This is a genomic window from Streptomyces sp. NRRL S-31, assembly GCF_000718775.1.
GTDB lineage: Bacteria > Actinomycetota > Actinomycetes > Streptomycetales > Streptomycetaceae > Streptomyces.
The window spans coordinates 23,196-45,615 of record NZ_JOCB01000071.1 but is presented as its reverse complement, the minus strand read 5'-3'; the positions used below and the strand labels follow the sequence as shown (position 1 = coordinate 45,615).

The window sequence follows — 22,420 nt, the reverse complement described above, 5'->3', positions numbered from 1 at the left end:
GGCCAGCTCCGCCCCGCCCGAGCCGCCCGCCTCCACCCCGCCGCCGCCCGACCCGGAGCCGCCGTCGGCCGAGCCGTCCTCGTCGGCGCACGAGGAGACGGGCCCGCAGCTCGTCCAGCGCGAGCCGGCACCGGCGGCGGGCGCGCCGGTGTGACACCGGTCGTGGGCGCGGACGTCCCCGGGCACCGGCACGCACCCGGCGCGACGGACGTGGCCGACCGCGTGCGGGAGGGGTCGGCCGCCGCTGCCGGGACCGCGCTGACGTGCGGTTCCAGGGCTCGGTTTGCCTTTGGGGGCGGTAAGTGCGTATGGTGGCAGATCGTTTGAATCCCATTTGCCCGGCGCCATCATTCAGCGCGCCGTGTGGCGCGTACTCTCCTTTGCCGTGGCGGACCGCATCGAGGCGGTCGTGAGCGAATCACGGAGTTGACGGGCGCGTGCCGAAGAGACTCCGGAAGGTTTCGCATTCGCATGTCCGTGTCCAGTACAGACCAGATCGTCATGTCCGAGAACGAGAACGAGAACGAACTCGTCGACGTGACGAACGAGGTCACCGAGGCCCCCGAGGCCGCTGACACCCCCCAGTCCCCCCAGATCACCTTCGCCGACCTCGGCCTCCCCGAGGGCATCGTGCGCAAGCTCGCGCAGAACGGCGTGACGTCCCCCTTCCCGATCCAGGCCGCGACCATCCCGGACGCCCTGGAGGGCAAGGACATCCTCGGCCGTGGCCGCACCGGCTCCGGCAAGACCCTCTCCTTCGGTCTGCCGACCCTGGCCCAGCTGGCCGGCGGCCACACCGAGAAGAAGCGGCCCCGCGCCGTCATCCTCACCCCGACCCGTGAGCTGGCCATGCAGGTGGCCGACGCCCTCCAGCCGTACGGCGACGTCCTCGGCCTGAAGATGAAGGTCGTCTGCGGCGGTACGTCGATGGGCAACCAGATCTACGCCCTGGAGCGCGGCGTCGACATCCTCGTCGCCACCCCGGGCCGGCTGCGCGACATCATCAACCGCGGCGCCTGCTCCCTCGAGGACGTGCGGATCGCCGTGCTGGACGAGGCCGACCAGATGTCCGACCTGGGCTTCCTGCCCGAGGTCACCGAGCTGCTCGACCAGGTTCCGGCGGACGGCCAGCGGATGCTCTTCTCCGCCACAATGGAGAACGAGATCCAGACCCTGGTCGACCGCTACCTGAACAGCCCCGTCTCCCACGAGGTGGACGCGGCCCAGGGCGCGGTGACGACCATGTCGCACCACATCCTCATCGTGAAGCCCAAGGACAAGGCGCCGGTCACGGCCGCGATCGCCTCCCGCAAGGGCCGCACGATCATCTTCGTCCGCACCCAGCTGGGCGCCGACCGCGTCGCCGAGCAGCTGCGCGAGTCCGGCGTGAAGGCCGACGCGCTGCACGGCGGCATGACCCAGGGCGCCCGTACCCGCACCCTGGCGGACTTCAAGGACGGCTACGTCAACGTCCTGGTCGCCACCGACGTCGCCGCGCGCGGCATCCACGTCGACGGCATCGACCTGGTGCTGAACGTGGACCCGGCCGGCGACCACAAGGACTACCTGCACCGCGCCGGCCGTACCGCCCGCGCGGGCCGTACCGGCACGGTCGTCTCGCTGTCCCTGCCGCACCAGCGGCGCCAGATCTTCCGCCTGATGGAGGACGCCGGCGTCGACGCGGCCCGCCACATCATCCAGGGCGGCGCCGCCTTCGACCCGGAGGTCGCCGAGATCACCGGCGCCCGCTCCATGACCGAGGTCCAGGCCGAGTCCGCGGGCAACGCCGCGCAGCAGGCCGAGCGCGAGGTCGCCCAGCTCAGCAAGGAGCTGGAGCGCGCCCAGCGCCGCGCCACCGAGCTGCGCGAGGAGGCCGACCGGCTGGTCGCCCGGGTCGCCCGTGAGCGCGGTGACGACCCCGAGGCCGCGGTGGCCGAGGCCCAGGCGACGGCGGCGGAGGAGCTCGCCGTGGCCGAGGAGACGGTGGTGCGCGAGGTCCAGCGCGAGGAGCGTCCGGCGGCCGCGCCGTACGAGCGCCGGGAGCGGCGCGGCTTCGACCGGGACCGGGAGCGCGGCGCCGAGCGCCGCGACGACCGTGGCGAGCGCCGTCCGTTCGACCGTGACCGCGACCGCGGCTTCGACCGTCGTGACGACCGGGGTGGCCGTTCCTTCGAGCGCCGTGACGACCGTGGTGACCGCCGTCCGTTCGACCGCGACCGCGACCGCGGCTTCGAGCGCCGTGACGACCGCCGTGACGACCGGGGTGGCCGTGGCTTCGAGCGCCGTGACGACCGCCGCGACGACCGCGGTGAGCGCCGTGACGACCGGGGCGGCCGTTCCTTCGAGCGCCGCGACGACCGTGGCGAGCGCCGTCCGTTCGACCGTGACCGCGGTGGCCGTGGCTTCGAGCGCCGCGACGACCGGGGCGGCTTCCGCAAGGACGACCGGGGCGGCTTCCGCCGGGACGAGCGCGGCGGGCACCGGGGCAGCGACCGTCCGTTCAACCGTGACCGCCGTGACGACCGCCCGGGCTTCCGCACCAGCGGTCACGAGCGCCCCTACGGCCGCCGTGACGACCACCGTGGCACCGGTTCCTTCGGCCGCCGCGAGGACAAGCCGCGCTGGAAGCGCAACGGCTGACACGCAGTGAGGCGCTGACAGGCGCCGGAGAGGGCCCGTACGACACCGTTCGTACGGGCCCTTTCGCCTTCCTTTGGGTGACGCTTATCACATCGCCGGGCAGGGAATTGCTGGGGGCATGACAGATGACGCGCGAGCGAGCGGACAGCGGGAAGCGCCCGGCCCGTCGGACGAGGAACGGCTGGCCCAGCTCGGCTACACCCAGGTCCTCGCCCGCCGTATGTCGGCGTTCTCGAACTACGCCGTCTCCTTCACGATCATCTCGGTCCTCTCCGGCTGCCTGACGCTCTACCTCTTCGGCATGACCACGGGCGGCCCGGCGGTGATCGTCTGGGGCTGGGTGGCGGTCGGTCTGATGACCCTGTTCGTGGGTCTTTCGATGGCCGAGATCTGCTCGGCCTACCCCACCTCGGCGGGCCTGTACTTCTGGGCCCACAGCCTGGCGCCCCCGCGCTCGGCGGCGGCCTGGGCGTGGTTCACGGGCTGGTTCAACGTGCTGGGCCAGGTGGCGGTGACCGCCGGCATCGACTTCGGCGCGGCCTCCTTCCTCGGCGCCTACCTGAACCTCCGGTTCGGCTTCGAGGTGACCCCGGGCCGCACGGTCGCGCTGTTCGCGGCGATCCTCGTCCTGCACGGCCTGCTGAACACCTTCGGCGTCCGGATCGTCGCCTTCCTGAACAGCGTGAGCGTGTGGTGGCACGTCCTCGGGGTCGCGGGGATCGTCGCAGCGCTGGCGCTGGTCCCCGACCACCACCAGTCGGCGTCCTTCGTCTTCACGCACTTCGTCAACGAGACGGGCTGGGGCAGCGGCCCGTACGTGGTCCTCCTCGGCCTCCTGACGGCCCAGTACACCTTCACCGGCTACGACGCCTCCGCCCACATGACCGAGGAGACCTGGGACGCGGCCACCGCCGGGCCGAAGGGCATCGTCCGCTCGATCTGGACCTCCTGGATCGCCGGCTTCGTACTGCTGCTCGGCTTCACCTTCGCCATCCAGTCCTACGACGCGGAGCTGGCCTCCCCGACCGGCGTCCCGCCCGCCCAGATCCTGCTGGACGCCCTCGGCGCCACGGCGGGCCAACTCCTGCTGCTGGTCGTCATCGGCGCCCAGCTCTTCTGCGGCATGGCCTCCGTCACCGCCAACAGCCGTATGATCTACGCCTTTTCCCGGGACGGCGCGCTGCCCCTCTCCCGTCTCTGGCACACGGTCAGCCCGCGCACCCGCACCCCGGTGGCGGCGGTCTGGCTGGCCGCGCTCGGCGCGCTGGCCCTCGGCCTGCCCTACCTGATCAACACGACTGCCTACGCGGCGGTGACCTCGATCGCGGTCATCGGCCTCTACATCGCGTACGTCATCCCGACCTTCCTGCGGGTCCGCAGGGGGTCCGCGTTCGAGCGCGGCCCCTGGCACCTGGGCCGCTGGTCGGGTGCGATCGGCGTGCTCTCGGTCGGCTGGGTCACCGTGATCACGGTTCTCTTCATGCTCCCGCAGGTCTCCCCGGTCACCTGGAAGACCTTCAACTACGCCCCGGTGGCCGTGCTGGTCGTGCTCGGTTCCGCCACGACCTGGTGGCTGGTCTCGGCCCGCCACTGGTTCCTGACCCGCACCCCCGCCCCCGCGCCCGTCCCGGCCGAAAAGTAACCCTCGCCCCCGTCCGGCCCCCTCCGACGCGGCCGTGTCGCCGATACCCGATCGGCTCCACGGCCACGTCCGGCTATGCTCGGACTGGCAACATCGCCTGGGCCCTTAGCTCAATTGGCAGAGCAGTGGACTTTTAATCCATTGGTTGTGGGTTCGAGTCCCACAGGGCCTACCGGTGCGGGGGAGGACTTCACCCCTCTGACCTGCTGCGCAGCGTCCGGGTCGGCTTCGGCTGGCTCGGGCGCTGGTTCGTTTCCGGGCTCTTGCGTGAGCGATGCGTGAGCGGGCGTCCGCATGTCCTGCGGATCGGGTGCATCCAGGACTGGCCGAGTTCGCAAGCGTGTACGGTTCCCTGGGGTATCGACGGCGGTCAGCGGGGGAAACGTTGGATCTTCGGCATCAGACGGCGAACTTCGTCAACGCGTCCTGGTCGATGGTGGGGCTGCGCGACCTGATCTACGAGATGCTGAGTCTCCTCTTCACGGAACTCAGCGAGCACGGTGGCATGGCCGGCGACAACGATGCGGGCCGGGCCTTCGCCAAGGTGTATAAGGAAGCTGTCGCGACGGTGTTCGACAAGTCCGGCTTCGCTCATCAAGTGATGGCCAACGGCGCCGGTGCTCTGCTCAAGTCGTCGGAGGAGCTCCTCAAGCAGGAGAGCGAGATCGCGGCGGAACTCCTGGGGAAGAGCCCGCTGGACATGGGGATCGGCGCACAGCCGTCCGGCCCTGACTGCAACCCGCGGGCCAGCCACAACGCGCAGGACCTGCCTGAGGTCGTCGGCGAGACCAGTGGCGTCGATCAGTACCTCTTCAATGAACGCTTCCTGGGGCAGCCCCACAAGCTTCGTGCTGTGGCCAAGACGTGGCGCCAGGCGTCCAAGATTCTGGAAGACGCCTACTGGGACTCGGAGGCCGCGTGGAGGACCGCGACGCTGGATCAGGCCGGTGAGACAGCGAGCGCGGTCGAGGGCTTCTTCAAGAAGTTCGTCGGCAAGAATCCGCCACCCAGTGAGGTCGGCGAGCACGAGACCCTCATGGCGAATCTTCCCGTCGCCTGCAAGATGCTCGCCAATGCCTGCGACGCCTACGCCGATCACATAGAGACAGCCAAGCGGCGGCTGCCCTACGAGGAGACCTCACCCCTCGACAATCTCTGGCCGTGGGAGCAGCCGAGTCTCGGAGGAGACGGCCACGACGGCGGGCTGCACGAGCTCGTCGCGGGGGACATGCGGATCGCTGCCCTCGGCAAGATCCCGCCGGCCCTGGACAGCTCCAAGGCACGGGTGCCGATGCCGCAGCCGGACAGCGGTGGATTCGCGCCTGGCGTGCCGCCGCTCCTCGGTCCGCTGATCCGCATACCGACCCTGGTGCCGGCCGCCTACCGCCCGGCAAACGGCCCACGAGTCCAGCCGATCTCACCGGAGATTCCGCTGGACCCACGTTTCCCGCTACTCAAGCCTGGCGAACAGAAGAACTTCCAGACCTGGCTGAACTCCCTGCGTACGGGGGACTTCTCAGGCGGCAGGCCGGCCGAGGTCGCCTACCAGATGCGGGTGGCCGGCTATCCCGAATACGAAGTGCCCATCCCAACCGGGCACAGCGTGAACAACACGCTCATGGTGGACGGGTTCCGTGATGCCGACGGGATGGCCATCGAGGCCAAGTACGTCAACAAGCCGAACCAGCGGTGCTACCGCTCGCTCGACGAACTCCGCGTGAACCACGAGAGCGGAAAGAAGGACTTCCTCTATCGGTCGGATCGTGACGAACTGAAGAAGTACGCCGCCGCGCTCCGCGACCCGCGTAACAAGGAGATGCGCGGAGTGGAGACGGTCACCAACAACCAGGAAGCCGTCCAGTACTGGCGCATCATGATGGCTGCCTACGGCGTCAAGGGCCATGCACGCTACGTCCCCTGACTCCGCCCCCTCGCACAGGAAGCAGACCCCCATGGAACCGGAGCAGATCGCGGAACTGCGCACCATGTACATCTTCACCCCGCCGAACGGGCAGAGCTGGGGACTGACCTACGAGGGCCTGGAATCCCTGCTCCGGGAACGCAACCCTGACGGGTTCATCCGTGTCGACGATGGAACTGACGGTCCCATCAGCGGGTCGTCGATGCATTTCGGGATCGCCCTGGACGACGAGCAGCTGGACGGCATGGCGCTGCTGTCTCCCGAAGGCGTCTCCGTCAAGGACTGCACCGCACAGTCGGCGGCGAGGTTCGTCCTCTGGCTGAGGAACATCGTGGTGCCGGCTGGTATGGCCGTCATGTTCAACACGGAGTGGGGTCTGGAGGCCGACCTCCCGGACGCACCCGTCCCGGATGCCACGCGCCCGCGCATCGCCGCCGCCTTCATGGAGCACCTTGTGCAAACGGGCGACCTCGACTGAACCTGAGGGTGCGGAGATCGCCGTCCTCTGACCGACCCGATCGGCCGTTGCTCGGTCACGCCTTCTGCGGTTGCCTTGCCGTAGAGCGAGGAACCAGTTTGGCTGCCTTCTCGGCGATCTCGCGGTCCAACTCCGGGAGCAGGCTCGTGTACGTGTCCGAGGTCAGCGTGATGGTCGAGTGCCGCAGGGTCTCCTTCACGGCGTGGATGTCCCCGCCGCCTCCGTGCGTGAGCGTCGCGGCGACGTGACGTAGGTCCCGCAGCGTGATGGGAGGCAGGCCAGTCGTGGCGAGGATGCGGCGGAAGGTCTCCGAGGCCGTCTCCGGGTGCAGCCAGGCGCCATCCTCCTTCGTGAAGACCTTGCCGGTGTCCTGCCATGCATCGCCCCAGTCAGCACGCTCCTTGTCCTGGCGGGCCTTGTGCTCGCGCAGCACGGCGATGTTCACGCTGTCGAGCGCGATCGTGTTCGCGCTGCCGTCCGTCTTCGGCTCGGACTCGTAAGGGTCCCAACCGTCCACCACGATCTCCTTGGCAGGAGTGATGAGGCCGGCGTCGAGATCGATCTCATGCCAGTCCTGGCCGACCGCCTCACCGCGACGGGGACCGCGAGTGCCCATCAGGTGGAACATCGCGTACAGCCGGTCGCCCTCGGCAGCGTCGAGGAAGGCGCCGAACTGCTGCGGAGTCCAGACCATGACCGGGCCTGGGATCTCTCCCGTTTCGCGCCAGCGCCGGACCCGTTCTGCCGTCCAGAGGAGCGGCTTGGGCCGCCTGCCAGACTCCAACTCGACGTGGGAGGCGGGGTTAAAGGTGATCAGCTGTTGGGCGATCGCCGCGTTCAGGGCCGCGCGTAGGGTGCGGCGGATCGCCTGCTGGGTAGCCGGGCCGGTGATCTTCCGGAACGGTTTCATCTCCTCCAGCTTGGCCCGCTCGGTCGCGAGCCGCTGCCGCTCGGTGGCGATGGGGCGGCCGGGTTTGCTCGGCTTGCAGCGCGCGATCTGCTCGCGGCGGGCCTCGTTCTCGGCCGCGATCACCTCGTTCTCATCGGCGATCGCGTCGAACATCTCCACCAGGTGACCGACGTTCAGCCGGTCGAGGCGTACGCGGCCGATGCGCGGCTTCAAGTGGACGCGGATGTGGGAGGCGTAGCCGTTGAGCGTGGTCTTACGGCGCTTCTTCGCGGCGAACCACTGGTCGAGCCACTCGCCGACGGTGAGGCTGCCACGGAGGGCCAGGCCCGCCCGCAGACGGCGTCGGGTCTCCTCGAGGGCCGGCAGCGGGGCTTTCTCGGTTCCGACCTCCTCCAGCATGTCCACGAGGCGCTGGAGGCTGTCGGGGTCGTCCTTGTCCGCCAGGGCGAGCAGCGAACGGACGTGATCGAGGTCCGCCTGGGCGTCCTTCAGTGACTCGTAGCCGGCGCGGCTGAAGGAGCGGCGGGTGCCGTCCTCATGGGGCGGGAGCTCCTGGCGTATGGAGTACGAACCGTGCTTGCGACTGGAGAGTTTGGGGCAGGACTTGCCGAGCGGCTTGCCGGTCTCAGCGTCACGGCAGTAGCAGCGGCGGTGGGTGGAACCCTTCAAAAACCGTTCTCCTCGTTGGCGTTGGCGTCACTTCGGGGCGGGTCGATATCGGCGAGTTCGGGCGGCAGCGAGGGGGGAGTGCCACCGTCGGCGCGAATGAAGGCACGCGCGCTGCGCAGCCGGTACTTGGCGTCCAGGGCTCTTTCGGCGTAGGCGGCCTGGGCGAGTGTGGCCTCCTCGCGTTCGGCCTGGTTGGGTGCGGTCTCGGCTTTCCAGCGCTCGTGCTTCTCGCCCTTCAAGGCGGCCAGGGCGGAGCGCTGGTGGCTGGCATGGGCGCGGAAGGCGCGGAGCATGTCGTCCTCCATGCCGAAGCCCTCGCTGTCGCCGGTGAACCAGTGCAAGGCGTCCCATGTCGCCTCGTCGTCCCGGAGTGGTAGCCGCTGAACCCTCTCGACATAGCCGACTGGATAGAGCAGGCAGACCGGGTAGGTCTGCAGGGCCTCGGCCAGCACCATGACCTCGACCAGGGGCAGCGTTGAGCGGCGGCCGGACTCCATGTTGGCGATCACATTGCGCGGGATCAGATAGCCGATCTCCTCGCATTTGTCGGCCAAGTCCTGGGCGCTCATGCGCAGTTCCTTTCTCCGCCTGCGGACCTCGGCGGCCACGGTGGCCGTCACCTGATCCGCCCACTCCGGGACGTCGTCCTCGTCCCTACCAGCATCGAAACCGTGTTGTGTCATGGAGACACATTAGCTCGCCGATGATGGTTATTCATGGCCTGGAGCCGGACGTGACGCTGCGTTCGCCGATGGCTCACTCAAGAACGGAGCGCCGTATGCGAAATGACGAGACCGACCGGGAGTCGAAGGGCATGACGCGGGAGGAGCTGCTGACCCTACCCGTGGCCGTTGACCTGGACACCGGCAATCGGGCGCTGGGCCTGGGGCGGAGTAAGGGCTATGCGCTGGCCAAGCGCGGCGAGTACCCGTGCAAGGTCCTGCGGCTGGGCAACGCGTACCGGGTCGTGACGGCCGACCTGCTGGATCTGCTCGGCCTGGCAGCGTGAATGGGCGGCAACTTAGCAGACGCTTCTGCGCTGAGCTGACACAGAAACGCTGGACTGTGACCGAGCGTGGACGTACTGTCCGTGGTCCCTCGCCCCGGCCGCGGACGCGAGAGCCCCCGGCGCGCCAACGCCGGAGGCTCAGCACACTCCACTGCCCGCATTCCAACGAACCACCTGCGTGACCTGGGCCTGCATGCCCGAAGTCACCGGATAGGAGCTGCCCTGTGCAACCTACGACACCCGAGCCGGATTCCGCACCGGCCGAAGTCGTATGGCCGACGGCCGCGGTGCCTGGTCGCCCCGGTTGCTACCCGCCCGAAGTCGCTCCGGCGACTGACGACAGGGCATCTGCCCCGTTGCCGGATCCCTCCGAGGAGGCAGTGCCGGCTCCAGAGCCGACGTACGGTTCCGCGCTGCTGGACGAACTACGTGCGCAGATAGCCAAGGTCGTGATCCTGCCCTCCGAGCAGGCGCTGGACGCCGTCACGCTCTGGGTGGCGGCCACCCACCTGCAGCCCGCCTGGCAGCACGCCCCACGTCTGGCGGTCGTCGGGCCGGCGAAGCGGTGCGGCAAGTCACGGCTCCTGGACGTACTCACCGAGACGGTCCACGAGCCGATGCTCACCATCAACACCACGCCCGCGGCGGTCTTCCGCTCCATCACCGACGAACCACCCACTCTGCTGGTGGACGAGGCGGACACCATCTTCGGCACTCCGAAGATGGCGGAGAAGAACGAGGAGATGCGCGGCCTGCTCAACGCCGGCCACCAGCGCAACCGGTACGTCACCCGCGTCGTCGGCAACGACCACACGCCCCACAAGTTCGCCACCTTCGCCATGGCCGCCCTGGCCGGGATCGGCGACCTGCCCGACACGATCATGGACCGGTCTGTGGTCATCCGCATGCGCCGCCGGGCCGAGGGCGAGAGCGTCAAGCCCTTCCGCTCCCGCCGCGACACCCCAGCCCTCCACGATCTGCGCGACCGGATCGCCGCATGGGCCAGGCCGCTGCTCGATGAGGCCGCCGACCCGGAACCGGCGATGCCGGTCGAGGACCGCGCCGCCGACACCTGGGAGCCCCTGGTGATCGTCGCCGATCTCGCTGCCGGGCCCTGGCCCCGTCGCGCTCGCGAGGCATGTGCGCGGATGGTGGCCGCGGAGGTCGAGGTGGAGGAAGAACAGCCTGGCGGAGCACGGATCCTCGCCGACATCCGCAGGGTCTTCGTCGCCCAACGGGAGGTAGACAGCCTCTCCACGGACGAACTGCTGCACCACCTTCGGCAGAACGCCGAGAGCCCCTGGGCGGAATGGGGACGCAGCGGGCTGACCGCCCGGGACCTCGCAAGGATGCTGAACCAGTTCGGCATCAAGCCTGGCAACGTCCGCCTCGCTGACGGGACCCAGCGCAAGGGCTACATGCGGAACAAGTTCCTCGACGCATGGCGGCGCTACTGCCCCACCGTCCACCCGGTGGACACCGAACCCGCCGCTGCAGTGGGCTGAGTCCCCGCATCCCCCAGTGGCCGTCCCTGCCGTCCCTGCCGTGATTTCCCAGGTCAAACGGCATATGAGTAAGACGGCAAGCAGGGACAAGACGGCAGCGCGATCACGAAGACCGCGCTGCCTCCGCCAGCGAACCGCCCGGATCCGTCTCGTGCCGTCCTGGGCGTCCCCGCCGTATCACTGCAGGTCAAGGCTCCATCGGTCGGGACGGCGCGAGGCGAGAGTCCCGTCCCGACCGACGCGAGGACACGCGCTGGGACGGCAAGCCGAAGCCGCTGCCGTACCCGCGCTGACCTGCGCTTGCAACGGCCAAGACGGCCAAGACGGATCACACCGCCACCCCCAGGAGCATCCCGCTTGACGCACCACTCCACCCCCACCTGCCGGGACCACTGTCGTGATGAAGAGCGGCCGGAGGCGACCAGGCAAGCCATCGAGAAGTACGCGCTCGCCGTGGCCGGACTGGTCATCGTGGTCCTCACCATCGGCGCGTTCTGGCTGTCGTACGCGCATCTCGCCGAGGTCGCCGGACAACACGGGCTGGGTAGGTCGCCGGCCCGCCGCTGGGCCTGGCCCGCGACCCTGGACGCGTTCATCATTGCCGGCGAACTGCTCATGCTCCGTGCGGGCCTGCGCCGCGTCACCGACGGATGGGCCATTGCCCTTACGGCAACCGGATCGATCGGCTCCATCGCACTGAACGTGGCCGGGGTCAGCGGCACCGGCGGTACCGGCCCTGTACCGCTGCTCGACTACGTGGTCGCCGCCGTCCCCCCGAACGCAGCGCTGCTGGCCTTCGGCGTCCTGATGCGGCAGGTCCACCAACTCGTCGCCCGGCCAGTTGCCTACCCGGACACCTCTTCCGCACAGCCTGCCGCCCCGCTGGTTGCTACGTCCGCCCAGCCGCCGGAACCACCGGTCGCGGCTTCGGAGAGCAAGCCGCGCGGGGGCCGTCCGGCTAGCGCCACGGTTGAGGAGATCGCAGAGATCGGCCGGATCGCTGCCGCTGAAAAAGGGCGACTGACGCGGGCCATCGTCCGAAAAGCCGTACAGGACAAGGGGCTGAAGGTCAGCGGCAATCGGCTGACCGAGGTGATGGGCATCCTCCGGCCGGAATTCGAAGGGGAGGCGGACACCGGTCCGGACAACAACTGACCGCCCGACTCGGTGGGCGACCGGAACCCTTCTGGTCACCAGCCCGCCTGTCACCGCTCCACTCACCGCACCTCTGTCCACACCTGTGGGCGACGCAGCAATCGCTCCCACTCCGGCAGACCTTCCACCGCAGTCGGCCTGCCCCACCCGCCCCCTGGAGAACCGCCCGTGACGCACGACCCGCACTACGACGACGACCACACTCCCGACGAGCCCTTGCCTCTGACGAAGTTCCCTACGCTGCTGGGACGTTTGCGGCGTGCGTTCGGACGGGCTGCTCCTGGCGGAGCCAGTAGTACCCCGAGTCCGACTCAAGGCCGGTCTTCGGGGGTCTCCGCCCCAGGGGTGGCGGAGACGGCCCAGCGCCAGGGGGCGCCGGACCAGGTAGCCGGGACCGAGGGCGGCCCCGACTCGGACGAGCTTCACGCCGTCCAGCAGCAGATCCTGCACCCCGCACCTGCCACCGAGCCGACGGCCGACGAGCGAGCGGTGCAGAGCGTCCAGCCAACGATCCGCCGTTTCACCGGCACCAAGCGGACCATACGCGTCGGCCCGCTGCGTTTCACCGGCGACGAGCACGCCGAACTCCAGGAGGCTGCCGCCGAGCACGGATACAAGGGGGAATCCGGATTCGCCGCCGACATCGTCCTCGCCTTCGTATCCGGTCGGTTCACCGCGAACCTGCCGTTGTCCGAGGACCGTCGCCGCACCCACATGTTCCGTGCCCAGGTACTGCGTGAGCTCAACCGCATCGGCGTCAACGTCAACCAGATCGCCCGCGCTCTCAACAGCGACCTCACCCCGCCCGGCATCCGCCACCGACTCGACGAGCTCCTCCGCCTGCTGGAGCTGATCGCCGAGGCCCTGCGCGAACCGGCAGACTCCAGGAAGGACCAGGCCGCGTGATCGCCGCCATCAAACAGGCTGGGTCCAACACCCGCGGTCTGCTCGCTTACCTCTACGGACCGGGTCGCCACGACGAACACCTCGATCCACACATCGTGGCGGGGTTCGCCCTGCTCGGCATGCCGGACCCCGGCCGCGACGAGAACGCCACCCTCACGGAACTCGCCCGTCATCTCGACGAGCCGGTCCGGCTGCGCAACAGCGAGTTCGGCAAGAAGGTCACCGACCACGTCTGGCACTGCCCCGTTCGTGCCGCCCCGGAGGACCGCCGCCTTTCCGACGCCGAGTGGGGCGAGATAGCCCAGCGGATCGTCGAGGCGGCCGGCATCGCCCCCGCCGGTGACGACCTGGCCTGCCGCTGGATCGCCGTACGCCACGCAGACGATCACATCCACATCCTCGCCACCACCGTCCGCGAAGACGGCCGCCGCCCCAAGCTCCACGACAGCGGCATCCGCGTCGGCGACGCCTGCCGCCAGATCGAGAAGGACTACGGGCTGCGCCGACTGAAGAAGGGCGACCGCACAGGCACCCGTCGGCCCACCCAGGCCGAGATGCACAAGGCCGAACGTCTCGGCTGGGAGCAGACCAGCCCCGAGTGGCTCCAGGACCGCATCCGCGCCGCCATCCCCCACGTGACCAACGCTGAGGAGTTCATCGCCTACCTCGAAGCCGACGGAATCGAGGTCAAGGCCCGGCGCGGCCCATCAGGTGACCTACTCGGGTACGCAGTCGGCCGCCCCGGCGACCACAACAAGGACGGCGAGCAGGTCTTCCACTCCGGCGGCAAGATCGCTCCTGACCTCTCTCTACCCAAGATCAAGGATCGCCTCGAATCCAGCCTGCCCGAAGAGCATCCCACCGCCCGCCGCAACCGCCCGAGCACTCCCTGGCATCAGGCCACCGACGCCCTCGACACCTTCCACACCGACCTCGCCGACGACACCCACGCCCAAGCCCACATCACCGCCCTCGGTGAACTGCTCGAAGCGACCGCCCAGAAGGCCCCCGCCGATCTGCGCACCGAACTCGAAGCGGCTTCCAAGGTGTTCAGCCGAGCCCAGCGCTCCCAAATCCGGGCGGAAGACCGAGCCGCCTATACGTTGCGTCGTGCGGCACGCGACATCGTCCACACCGCTACAGACCCCGACGGAAGCGCGCTCGCCGCGCTGGTCGCAGCCCTCGTCTGGGCCGCTGTCGTCGCTGGACGCTGGCACGAAGCGAAGAACCATGCCCATCAGGCCGATGCTGCCCGCCAAGCCGTCCAGCACCTACAGACGGCCGCTGAGCGTGCACTCGCCCCGACGCTCGATGCACTCGCAGCCAGGCCACCCGCGGAGGAAGCCCGTCGCGTTCTGGCCGGTGATGTGCGAGCAGCCGTCCCTGATCACGCCGAGCGGATCACCGCCGATCCGGCGTGGCCCGCACTCGCCACCGTCCTCGCCGACGCTGAGGCCCGCGGTCATCAGCCCCACCGCCTCCTCAGGGAAGCCGCTGCTCAGCGGGAGCTGACCACCGCCCGTCAACCCGCCCGCGTCCTGATCACCCGGATCCAGCACACCGGTCGAAACCCAGCGCCAAACCGCCGTGCCGAAGCTGCTCGTCGACGCTCGACCCTTGCGGGTTCGGTCACCACTCAGCAGAGTCGTGATCACCGGACTGCGGTTGCGGCGACGATGACTGCCGAACATCAGCACCGACGGAGTCGGTAGGCGCCAGAGGCAGCTGGTGCTGCCTATCAGGCTGATGCCTTCGCCATTCGAGGTGGTGAGGGCATCAGCGCTTCCCACGGTTTGTCGGCGCTAGGCGGCTTCGGCTTCGCATGGAACGTCCGGGGCGTCAGCCCGCGCGACGGGCAACAACGCGGCCCAAGCCAGGACCTCGACCAGGTGCTCGGCCAGCAGTCCGACGTGGGGATCAGGCTGGACCAGGGCCGTCGCCAGGCCACGGGCGGTGCGCTCCGTCGCCCAGTCGTGGTCGAGGTTGGTGAAGTCGTCGTCGATCCAGATGGCGGGTGCGTCGCCGAGCCAGGTGTCGACGTAGTCGCGTTTCCACAGGTAGCCGTTGGGGTGGCTGGTCGTGATCTGCGGACGTGGGAGGTCGACGCACGGCAGGGGCGGGAGGCCGATGAGCGGTCCGATGAGCGTGGTGGCGTCCTTGCGCCAGCTGGTGCACCAGACGGGGGTTACCAAGCCGGTCCGGACCACGTGCATGAGCAAGGGGCCGTGCGCGGGGTTGAGCCAGACGGCGACCGGGTCGTCGGCAGTCCGGCCGGTGGGTACGACGTCGTGGCGGTTGTGGGTCGGCGGGCCGGCCCCTTCTGTGTCCGGGAAGGGTATGAGGACGCCGTCGACGTCGAGGAGCAGGTAGGGCGGGCGCATCGGTTCCTCCCAGTGAGCGGGGTGGTCAGAGTTTGCGCGCGGTGATCAGCAGGGTGGTGGGCCAGCGGCTGTGCCGGGCGTCGTGGAACTCCTGGGCCGAGACGAGCCAGAGGCCGACGCGGGCGAGGTGTCTCTCCCAGCGCTCGGCGTCGAACTCCCAGCGGGCAATGGGAAGCCGGGTGCGGTCGGGGAGGGTGACGTAGTCGCGGCGAGGCCGGTCGTCGGGGGCGGGGCGCAGGCCACCGCGCTGGGGGTGCGGGACGGAGAAGGCGAGAGTGCACCCGGGCTTGAGGTGCTGGGCGATGGCCGGGAGCAGAAGCTCGGGGGCTACGAGCCCGACGGCTCCGAAGACGGAGTAGATCGCGTCGAACTGCTCGGTGGAGGCTTGCAGGTAGTGCAGGGCGTGGCCCGCGACGAACGCCAGGTTGTTCAGCCGGCCGTAGTGCGATCGGGACCGGCGGACCTGCAGGCCCACGAGGTCGACGCCGGTCACCTGGGCGCCGTAGCGAGTGGCGAGATGAGCGGCGTTGTGACCCGGGCCGCAGCCGAGCTCCAGCAGCCGCTTGCGGCGCAGATCCGGGCCGAGGATCTCGGCGCCGGGCCCGCTGCCGGGCCGCGTGGTCCATTCCATGCGAGCGGGTACGGACAGCGGTTCGGCAGGGCTGGCCGTAGTGCGCTGGAGGGCGTGCACGTACCACGGGGAAGCCTGGGCGAGCACGTCAGACCTCCAAGAGGTGGAGGACGTCGGTGAGGTGGCGGCGTACGGCCTTGATGTACGCGGGGTCGGTGGCCGGTTCGTTGATCCAGCGGATGGCCTGCTCCATGAACCACTCGACGGCCCACATGCGGTGCCAGCCCAGCGCCCACTTCTCGGCGGGCAGCCCACCCCGCTGGGCGAGGGCGTCAGGGGTGCCGCCCTCGGTGACGTAGGTGTCCAGGAAGACCCGCAGGCGCACGGGGTCGGGGTCGTCGAGGGTGCCGTGCCAGCTGGCGAGGTCGAGCAGGCCGGGACCGGTGAAGGCACGGGCGAAGTCCAGCAGCCGCCAGCCCCGCCGGCCGATGTGGAGGCTGGTCGGATGGAACTCGGAGTGCACCCAGCCGAACGGGCCGATCGTGGCACCGGCCGAGCGTGCCTCAGCAGCTTGAGCGATGCGGTCGAGCGCGTCCTCGATTTCGGGGGTGTCCTGCCACCGATCGGCCTTCCGGAGTAGGCCGAGGTGATCCAGGGCTCGTGTCGGGAGGCTACGCAGCCGTTCCTGATCGAGGACCGGCAGCGCGGCTGCCGTGTGGGTGCTGTGCAGGACCACGGCTGCGGCTGCGCCGTCGAGGTCGTCCGCCTCACGGATGGCGGGGCCGAGGTCTTCCAGCAGCATCCCGAGCCAGCCGTCCCGGACCGCGGAGGCGTGAACGGCAGGCACGGGAACGCCGAGCGAGTCGGCCAGGCGGAGGGCGTGGTCCTCGTTCTCGAAGGGCCTCTTGGCGTACTTGAAAATGGCCGTGGTGCCGTCGGTGAAGGCCAGGCGCTCGACGCCGGACATGGACCAGACACGCACCTCTTCACGCGATGGCGAGGTCCGGCCGGCGATGGTCAGCAGGTTGTCCAGGAGTGCGGCGTTGAGGGTCGCGTCCATGAGGGAAGCTCCAGTGCGGTTGGAGGCGTCCGGGGCAGGCGAGAAGTGCCGGCCCGCCCCGGAGCCTGGCGTGCGGTGGTTACGCGGCAGGGCTCACGCGCTGGGCGTAGACCCGCTCGATCCAGCCGGCCTTGAAGGCCGCGAGGTCGTCGCGGAAGGCGCTCATCGACGCACCGTAGGGCGCGACGACACCCCCGGTCTGGTCCGGTACGGACTGGCAGCCGTGCACGAGCCGGCCGCCGAGGGCGGCGTGAGCCTTGATGGACTCGATGCGGCGGTGCTCGTTGAACCAGCCGCCGTGGTAGACCTCGTCGAGCATCCCGCCCATCTCGTCGTCCAGGTCGAAGACGACGGAGGTGGCGGCAGGGAAGAACCAGCACGGGCCGACGTTGGAGATGTGCCCGTCCAGCTCCACCTTGTTGAGGGCCATCAGCGTCGCGGCCTCACGCAGCATCCGCAGGTGGTCGGCGGTGATCTGCGGCAGACCGAGGCCGTCCAGGTGTTCGTCGCGGAAGAGGTAGGCGTACACCTCGTAGGCGGTGGCGAGCACACGTGTGGCGTCCGAGGTCGACCCGGCGTGGGCCTTGATGAAGTCCAGCGCGAGCTGCTCGACCGCGCTCTCGGTGGTTTCCTGCACGTCCAGGAGCTGGGCCTTGACCAGCTCCCAGTCGGCGACGAGCCAGGTGTTGGACTCGAAGCGGAAGAAGTACTCGGCGGGGTCGATGGTGATGCGCCGGCCGTCGACCTGGACGCCGGGCAGTCGGCTCCAGCGCTCGTCGAACGCCTCGGGCAATTCGACCGTGATGGCCGTGGTGTCGATGGTGGTCACCGTGTCTCCGTCTCTGATCGGCCGGGTTCGGGCACGGTGATGCCCGAACCCGGAGCGGTTGTACGGAACTTCGGGGAGCCGCCCGACCGAAGGGGGGAACCTGGTCACTGTGTCGGACCGAGCCGGGCGGCTGATGTTTAGTGAACCCTCCGTCACGCACAGTGGGTACGGTGGGAGCCAGTTGAAGCGGTATACGCGGTTTACAGCTCCGGAGCGGAGGCGATCGTGGCAGCCCAGAGAAGACCCAACGCCCGCCTGCGTGAGGTCATCGAAGCGATCGGCTGCACCTACGACGCACTGGCGAGGGATATCCGGCGTATCGCAGCGGAGAACGGCGAGATCCTTCAGACCAACAAGTCAGCCGTCTCACACTGGGTGAACGGCACGCGCCAGCCGACCGGTCGCACTGACCAGTACCTCGCCGAGGCGCTCTCCCGCAGGGCAGGCCGCACCATCACCTTGGCCGAGATCGGCCTTCGCGCATCCGAAAACACCGTGTCCGAGGAGCCCGACCCTGTTCTGGCGGTGACCGACCTGGGCCGTGCCGACGTTGAACGCCAACGCTTCCTCGCCGTCGCTGCCTTCACCACCGCCGGCGTTTCCATGCCCCTTCTGTACGACCACGAAGCCACCGCCCGCATGCTCAGAGCTCGCACCGGTGGCTCCCTGGTCGGGATCGAGGACGTGGATGTCGTACGGCAGATCACCGCAGCGTTCAGCAGCGCCGACGAGCGCCTCGGTGGCGGCCACGGCCTGACCACGGTCGCCGCCTACCTCGCAGACACGGCCGCCCCCATGCTCCGCGGGCGCTTCCCGAACGAAGCCCTACGGCAGGCTGCCTTCGGATCCGTCGCTGAACTCGCCTACCTCGCTGGGTGGAAGCACCACGATCTCGGCCAGGAAGGCGCTGCCCAGCGCTACTACCAGGTCGGCTATCAGCTCGCCTGCGAAGCCGACCCGCGAGGTCACGCCGCCTGGATGATGCGCGCCCTCGCCCATCAGGCGCTGAGCCTCAAGCAGCCCCACCACTGCGTCGACCTCGTCGAAGGAGCCCTCACCCGCGGCCTCGGTCACGTCGACGGCCAGACCGAAGCGCTCCTCCACATCACCCACGCCCGCGCCTACGCCGCGGTAGGAGAGAAACCGGCAGCGGCCCGCGCACTGCTCGCCGCCGAAGACGCTCTTCTGCGCGACGACGCGCCCCAGCCCAGTTACTCCCGCGTCAGCGGCCCTGCCGCCGGCACCGTCGCCAGCCACACCGCCCGCACGCTGACCGACCTTGCCGACCACGTGGGCACCGAGCAACAGCACCGCGACGCCCTGGTGCGCTGGGACCCCGAGAAGTACAAGCGCGTCCACGCGCTCACCTACGCCGACCTAGGCGACAGCCTCGCCGCCCAGGCCCGCGCTGACGAGGCTGTCGCCGCCTGGTCTCAGGCCCTGACCCTCATGGAGGGCATGACGTCCGACCGCACCCGTAAAGCGATCACGTCGCTTCGCTCCACCCTCGCGATCTACCAGCGCCGCAAAGTGCCCGGAGCCGCCGAACTCACCCGCCGCGCACGCGAAGCACTGGCCTAAACTGCCCACCAACCGGCCGACGAAGGGACACAACCGTGGCTCAGCCGACAACCGACGATCAGCCCAAGGCCCTCAAGCCCGCTCTCGAATCCATGACTCTTCTGGTCGCCGCCGTCATCGTCCACGACAAGGCCACCAACCGCGTTGTCCTTCTCCAGCGCAGCGAGAACGCCAAGTTCGCCCAGGGCATGTGGGATCTCCCTGTCGGCAAGAGCGAGCCCGGCGAGCCCATCACCGAGACGGCGGTGCGTGAGCTGTACGAGGAGACCGGCCTGACCGTGAAGCCGGAGACCCTGAAGGTCGCCCACATCATCCACGGTGCCTGGGGCGTCGAAGCCCCCAACGGCTTCCTCACCGTTGTCTTCGCCGCACATGAATGGACCGGCGAACCCGAGAACCGCGAACCCCGCAAACACGCCCAGGTCCGCTGGGTGGCCGCCGACGCCATCCCTGAGAGCTTCGTGGACACCACCGCCAGCGCCCTTCACCAGTACCTCTCAGGCGGGTCGGCTGTGTCGTTGGACGGGTGGCGTTGACTAGGGTTTAGCACGGCACGATTCCCGCGCTCGTCACTTTGCGCATTCCCTGTGTGCTTAACAACGCATAGTGCTACAACAGTTCACGGAGCGCGCCCGTTGCTGGCGTGTGCCCGCAAGGCCCATGCCAGAAGTCTCAGGAGGGCCGTCGCCGTACCCCACACCGTTGTTGAGCGGACGGGCAGGGGAAAAGACCGTGCGGGGCATCAGCGCAGAGGGCGTCCAGGTAGGCAAGTGCCGCCAGTCAGGCGGATTGTGACCAGCCTGGCGGCACCAGACCTTCCGATGGTCGGGGCCCACTTCCCAGCGGACGAAGGGATCGCTGGTTGATAGCGGCCCGGCCCGTGATCAGGACGCGCCAAGCGTGCACGCGTCGTGCCGCCGATTCCGGAAGGTTCACTGCCTTGATGGCACCGGCCAACGAAGCCCCTTTCCCTCCACCGCCGACCCAGGAGTGGCAGGAGAAGTTCACTGACGCGGTTCTTGCAACGCCTGGGGTCAATGTGCCTCGGCCAGCAGTGGAAGCTATCGCTCCGTTCGTCAACCGCCCGAAGGACCTCATCACCCGCGCATCACACGACACCCCGGCCCGCCTGCGCCCCGAACGAGTGCGTTCGATCTCTACCAACGCCGGGAACATGGTCGTAATGACCATTCCGTTGGTTGGGTACGCCGGCATGGTCTGGGAACGGAACGAGCGCCAGAGCACTGCCTGGCAGTCCCCTGCCAACCCCATCAGCGGGCCTTCCCGTGCCCTCCCGCCTCTCAGGTCTTGGACCGTTCACTCGGCCCAGGGGGAGGAGATGTCGTTCGCTGCCCTGCGCACTGAGGTCGTCAGTCGAGCTGACCTCATTGCTGTGGTGGAGCGCGCCGCCAATGAACTCGGTACGCGTGACGGGGACCGTCCCTACGATCTGCAAGAGGACCTGGCGCTCAACGGGCAGATCGAGCCGTGTCTCTACGTGGCTCAGCAGGCTGTCATCACCGAGCTGGCGGAGGCGAGCGAGTCCGAGGAGGCTAGGCAGGACTTCTGGGGATGGGCTGCGGTACGTGGCAACAACCGGACTATGGCGAAGCAGAGCCTCTTCGGGCTGACGTCAGCGGAGGTGCTGACGGGCGTTCCGATGGAGAAGCTCGGCATGGGCGGACGCGACGTGTCGGTCAATCCGTCGTTCTGGTCCAAGAAGATCTCCGAACGGTTCAATGAGGAATATCGCCGGGCTGCCGCTGACGACGACGTGAGCGCTCGTGCTTACCGTGCCCGCATGGTGGCCGTGGTGGATGCCGACCTCGTGATCGGCAGTCCGACACCGAAGCGGCTGTACCAGATTGTGCAGACCAGCAACCGCCGTGATCACGTACATCCGCCCCTGCAGTTCAAGCCCAATGACCGGGCGCGGGCGCTGGGGCGCACGATTATCGGCGCGTACGCCAACGAGGGCATCCTCGACCCAGTCACCGCGGATGTCCTGACGGGGGACCTGCCTCTCAGCGAACTCCCCGGGATGCCCGCGGATGCGCCCATCTCTGTACAGCGAGACCTTCGGTCGATGCGGCTGCTCACGGAGTTCTTCCCGACGGAGAAGGAGACGGCTCGACGCAGGGCTATTCGAGCCGCACTCAGCGAGCCCCCGCCCTCACAGCTGAGCCGCGATCACGTGAATCAGCGACTGCGCGCGTGGTCCGCTCTCACCTCGGTCAGCTTCTCAACTCCGTGGAACCCACGCGTCGCAGACGTACTCGACGTCAAGACGGCCAGAGAAGGGATCACGCTCTCTGAGCGCACGCTGACGCAACTCCTGGATGAAGCCGAGACTGATGTGGTGGCCTTCGACGAACTGCTCCTGTACCGGGCGCCCAATTGGCTGGCAGCGTTCGACATCGTCGAAGCGGACCGTGGATCCATGGGTGCGCAGCGAGTCCACGCTGCTGCAAGCGAGGACGAGGATGGCGAGGAGGTTGCGCTGCGAATTCGGCGGGGAACCGCTAACGCCCTGAAGGCGATGCGGGCTGACCGCACTCGTGCCCTGGGCCTGCTACGAGAGATCGCGGCGACGATGGACGAGGGGCGCGACCTGCCTCGCCGAATCGACTCGGACGGTGACACCGTTGAGGGAGAGGCGAGCCGTGATTGGTTCAACGAGGTCTTCCCGAAGGCCGCGGCTGTCCGGGGTCGCATCGTGGTCAAAGCTGACCCGGGCGCCACGGCTCCGCCGCCGGAGACCGACACTGCCGCTGTGGCGCGGCTCCTTCGTGAGATCGGTGCGACGATCGACGGTCTGCAGGAAGGGGTCAAACTAGTACCCGAATTCCTGGATGAGGTACGCGCTCACGCACGTGCAGCGGGCATCGGTCGGCCGCTGCCGGAAACTCGTGCGGCTGAGCTCGTTGTGCAGCTGACGCAGATCTCGATTGACCTGCGGGAGCTTCCTGAGATGGTCCTGTCACTCGGGCGAGAGTCCGACTGACCCATGCCTGGGGCGGCGCATCATGCCGATGCTTCGCCCCAGGCGCCTTCTTCGCGTAAGCCGTGCGCTGCTCGTTCGATCTCCGGTTCGACGTGTGGGGATGCGTGGGGGGCAGTGAGCTGCGTTTCGCGCTCGGCGACGGCCGCGGCGAGTGCTGGG

18 protein-coding genes and 1 tRNA gene are annotated in these 22,420 nt (G+C 68.8%); 13 read left to right on the top strand and 6 right to left on the bottom strand.

From position 1 onward, the window contains the following. Positions 1-471 precede the first annotated feature (471 nt). The 5 genes from IF37_RS0125605 (at position 472) to IF37_RS0125585 (ending at position 6,681) form a co-directional block, all read left to right on the top strand. Complete coding sequence (locus tag IF37_RS0125605; protein WP_030747013.1) at positions 472-2,640, top strand: DEAD/DEAH box helicase; 2,169 nt, start codon at positions 472-474, stop codon at positions 2,638-2,640. 118 nt (positions 2,641-2,758) lie between these two features. Further along, positions 2,759-4,282 (top strand): amino acid permease, encoded by a 1,524-nt coding sequence (locus IF37_RS0125600; RefSeq protein WP_030747009.1) that lies wholly within the window; start codon positions 2,759-2,761, stop codon positions 4,280-4,282. A gap of 99 nt (positions 4,283-4,381) precedes the next feature. Continuing rightward, positions 4,382-4,454, top strand: a tRNA-Lys gene (locus IF37_RS0125595). A gap of 213 nt (positions 4,455-4,667) precedes the next feature. Next, positions 4,668-6,203, top strand: coding sequence for a restriction endonuclease fold toxin-2 domain-containing protein (locus IF37_RS42470; protein WP_030747006.1), 1,536 nt, complete (start codon positions 4,668-4,670; stop codon positions 6,201-6,203). 31 nt (positions 6,204-6,234) lie between these two features. Continuing rightward, on the top strand, positions 6,235-6,681 hold the full coding sequence (locus tag IF37_RS0125585) for a hypothetical protein (RefSeq protein ID WP_030747003.1): 447 nt from the start codon (positions 6,235-6,237) through the stop codon (positions 6,679-6,681). A 55-nt stretch (positions 6,682-6,736) separates the two neighbouring features. On the opposite strand, the gene IF37_RS0125580 is transcribed toward IF37_RS0125585, so the two are convergent. Both IF37_RS0125580 and IF37_RS0125575 read right to left on the bottom strand, forming a co-directional pair. Then, positions 6,737-8,260, bottom strand: a complete 1,524-nt coding sequence (locus tag IF37_RS0125580; RefSeq protein WP_030747001.1) for a tyrosine recombinase XerC — start codon at positions 8,258-8,260, stop codon at positions 6,737-6,739. Further along, positions 8,257-8,943, bottom strand: coding sequence for a helix-turn-helix domain-containing protein (locus tag IF37_RS0125575; protein WP_030746999.1), 687 nt, complete (start codon positions 8,941-8,943; stop codon positions 8,257-8,259). The genes IF37_RS0125580 and IF37_RS0125575 overlap by 4 nt, the downstream gene beginning before the upstream one ends. Positions 8,944-9,038: 95 nt before the next feature. Here IF37_RS0125575 and IF37_RS0125570 point away from each other — a divergent pair, with 95 nt between their 5' ends. From IF37_RS0125570 to IF37_RS0125550, 5 genes are all read left to right on the top strand, one after another. Continuing rightward, positions 9,039-9,269 (top strand): hypothetical protein, encoded by a 231-nt coding sequence (locus IF37_RS0125570; RefSeq protein ID WP_030746997.1) that lies wholly within the window; start codon positions 9,039-9,041, stop codon positions 9,267-9,269. Between the two features lie 224 nt (positions 9,270-9,493). Beyond that, complete coding sequence (locus IF37_RS0125565; RefSeq protein ID WP_030746993.1) at positions 9,494-10,774, top strand: DUF3631 domain-containing protein; 1,281 nt, start codon at positions 9,494-9,496, stop codon at positions 10,772-10,774. A gap of 357 nt (positions 10,775-11,131) precedes the next feature. Continuing rightward, positions 11,132-11,929: a DUF2637 domain-containing protein gene (locus IF37_RS0125560; protein WP_030746990.1), complete on the top strand. Its 798-nt coding sequence runs from the start codon at positions 11,132-11,134 to the stop codon at positions 11,927-11,929. Positions 11,930-12,274: 345 nt separating this feature from the next. After that, a complete protein-coding gene (locus IF37_RS0125555) occupies positions 12,275-12,835 on the top strand; it encodes a MobC family plasmid mobilization relaxosome protein (protein WP_030746987.1) in 561 nt (186 codons plus the stop codon). Further along, entirely contained in the window at positions 12,832-14,547 is a 1,716-nt protein-coding gene (locus IF37_RS0125550; RefSeq protein WP_030746984.1) for a relaxase/mobilization nuclease domain-containing protein, read from the top strand. The genes IF37_RS0125555 and IF37_RS0125550 overlap by 4 nt, the downstream gene beginning before the upstream one ends. A gap of 90 nt (positions 14,548-14,637) precedes the next feature. Here IF37_RS0125550 and IF37_RS0125545 read toward each other — a convergent pair whose 3' ends face one another. The 4 genes from IF37_RS0125545 to IF37_RS0125530 all read right to left on the bottom strand — a co-directional run bounded on the left by IF37_RS0125545 (position 14,638) and on the right by IF37_RS0125530 (position 17,676). Beyond that, positions 14,638-15,216 (bottom strand): HAD domain-containing protein, encoded by a 579-nt coding sequence (locus IF37_RS0125545; protein ID WP_030746981.1) that lies wholly within the window; start codon positions 15,214-15,216, stop codon positions 14,638-14,640. Between the two features lie 25 nt (positions 15,217-15,241). Next, positions 15,242-15,934: a class I SAM-dependent methyltransferase gene (locus IF37_RS0125540; protein WP_030746979.1), complete on the bottom strand. Its 693-nt coding sequence runs from the start codon at positions 15,932-15,934 to the stop codon at positions 15,242-15,244. Position 15,935: 1 nt separating this feature from the next. Next, positions 15,936-16,847: a phosphotransferase gene (locus IF37_RS0125535; RefSeq protein ID WP_030746976.1), complete on the bottom strand. Its 912-nt coding sequence runs from the start codon at positions 16,845-16,847 to the stop codon at positions 15,936-15,938. 79 nt (positions 16,848-16,926) lie between these two features. After that, positions 16,927-17,676, bottom strand: a complete 750-nt coding sequence (locus IF37_RS0125530) for a hypothetical protein (RefSeq protein WP_030746974.1) — start codon at positions 17,674-17,676, stop codon at positions 16,927-16,929. Between the two features lie 225 nt (positions 17,677-17,901). Here IF37_RS0125530 and IF37_RS0125525 point away from each other — a divergent pair, with 225 nt between their 5' ends. The 3 genes from IF37_RS0125525 to IF37_RS0125515 all read left to right on the top strand — a co-directional run bounded on the left by IF37_RS0125525 (position 17,902) and on the right by IF37_RS0125515 (position 22,261). After that, entirely contained in the window at positions 17,902-19,257 is a 1,356-nt protein-coding gene (locus IF37_RS0125525) for a hypothetical protein (RefSeq protein WP_030746972.1), read from the top strand. A 35-nt stretch (positions 19,258-19,292) separates the two neighbouring features. Next, positions 19,293-19,793 (top strand): NUDIX domain-containing protein, encoded by a 501-nt coding sequence (locus tag IF37_RS0125520; protein ID WP_030746970.1) that lies wholly within the window; start codon positions 19,293-19,295, stop codon positions 19,791-19,793. Positions 19,794-20,596: 803 nt separating this feature from the next. Further along, positions 20,597-22,261, top strand: coding sequence for a hypothetical protein (locus IF37_RS0125515; RefSeq protein WP_158727382.1), 1,665 nt, complete (start codon positions 20,597-20,599; stop codon positions 22,259-22,261). The last annotated feature ends 159 nt before the right edge of the window (positions 22,262-22,420 follow it).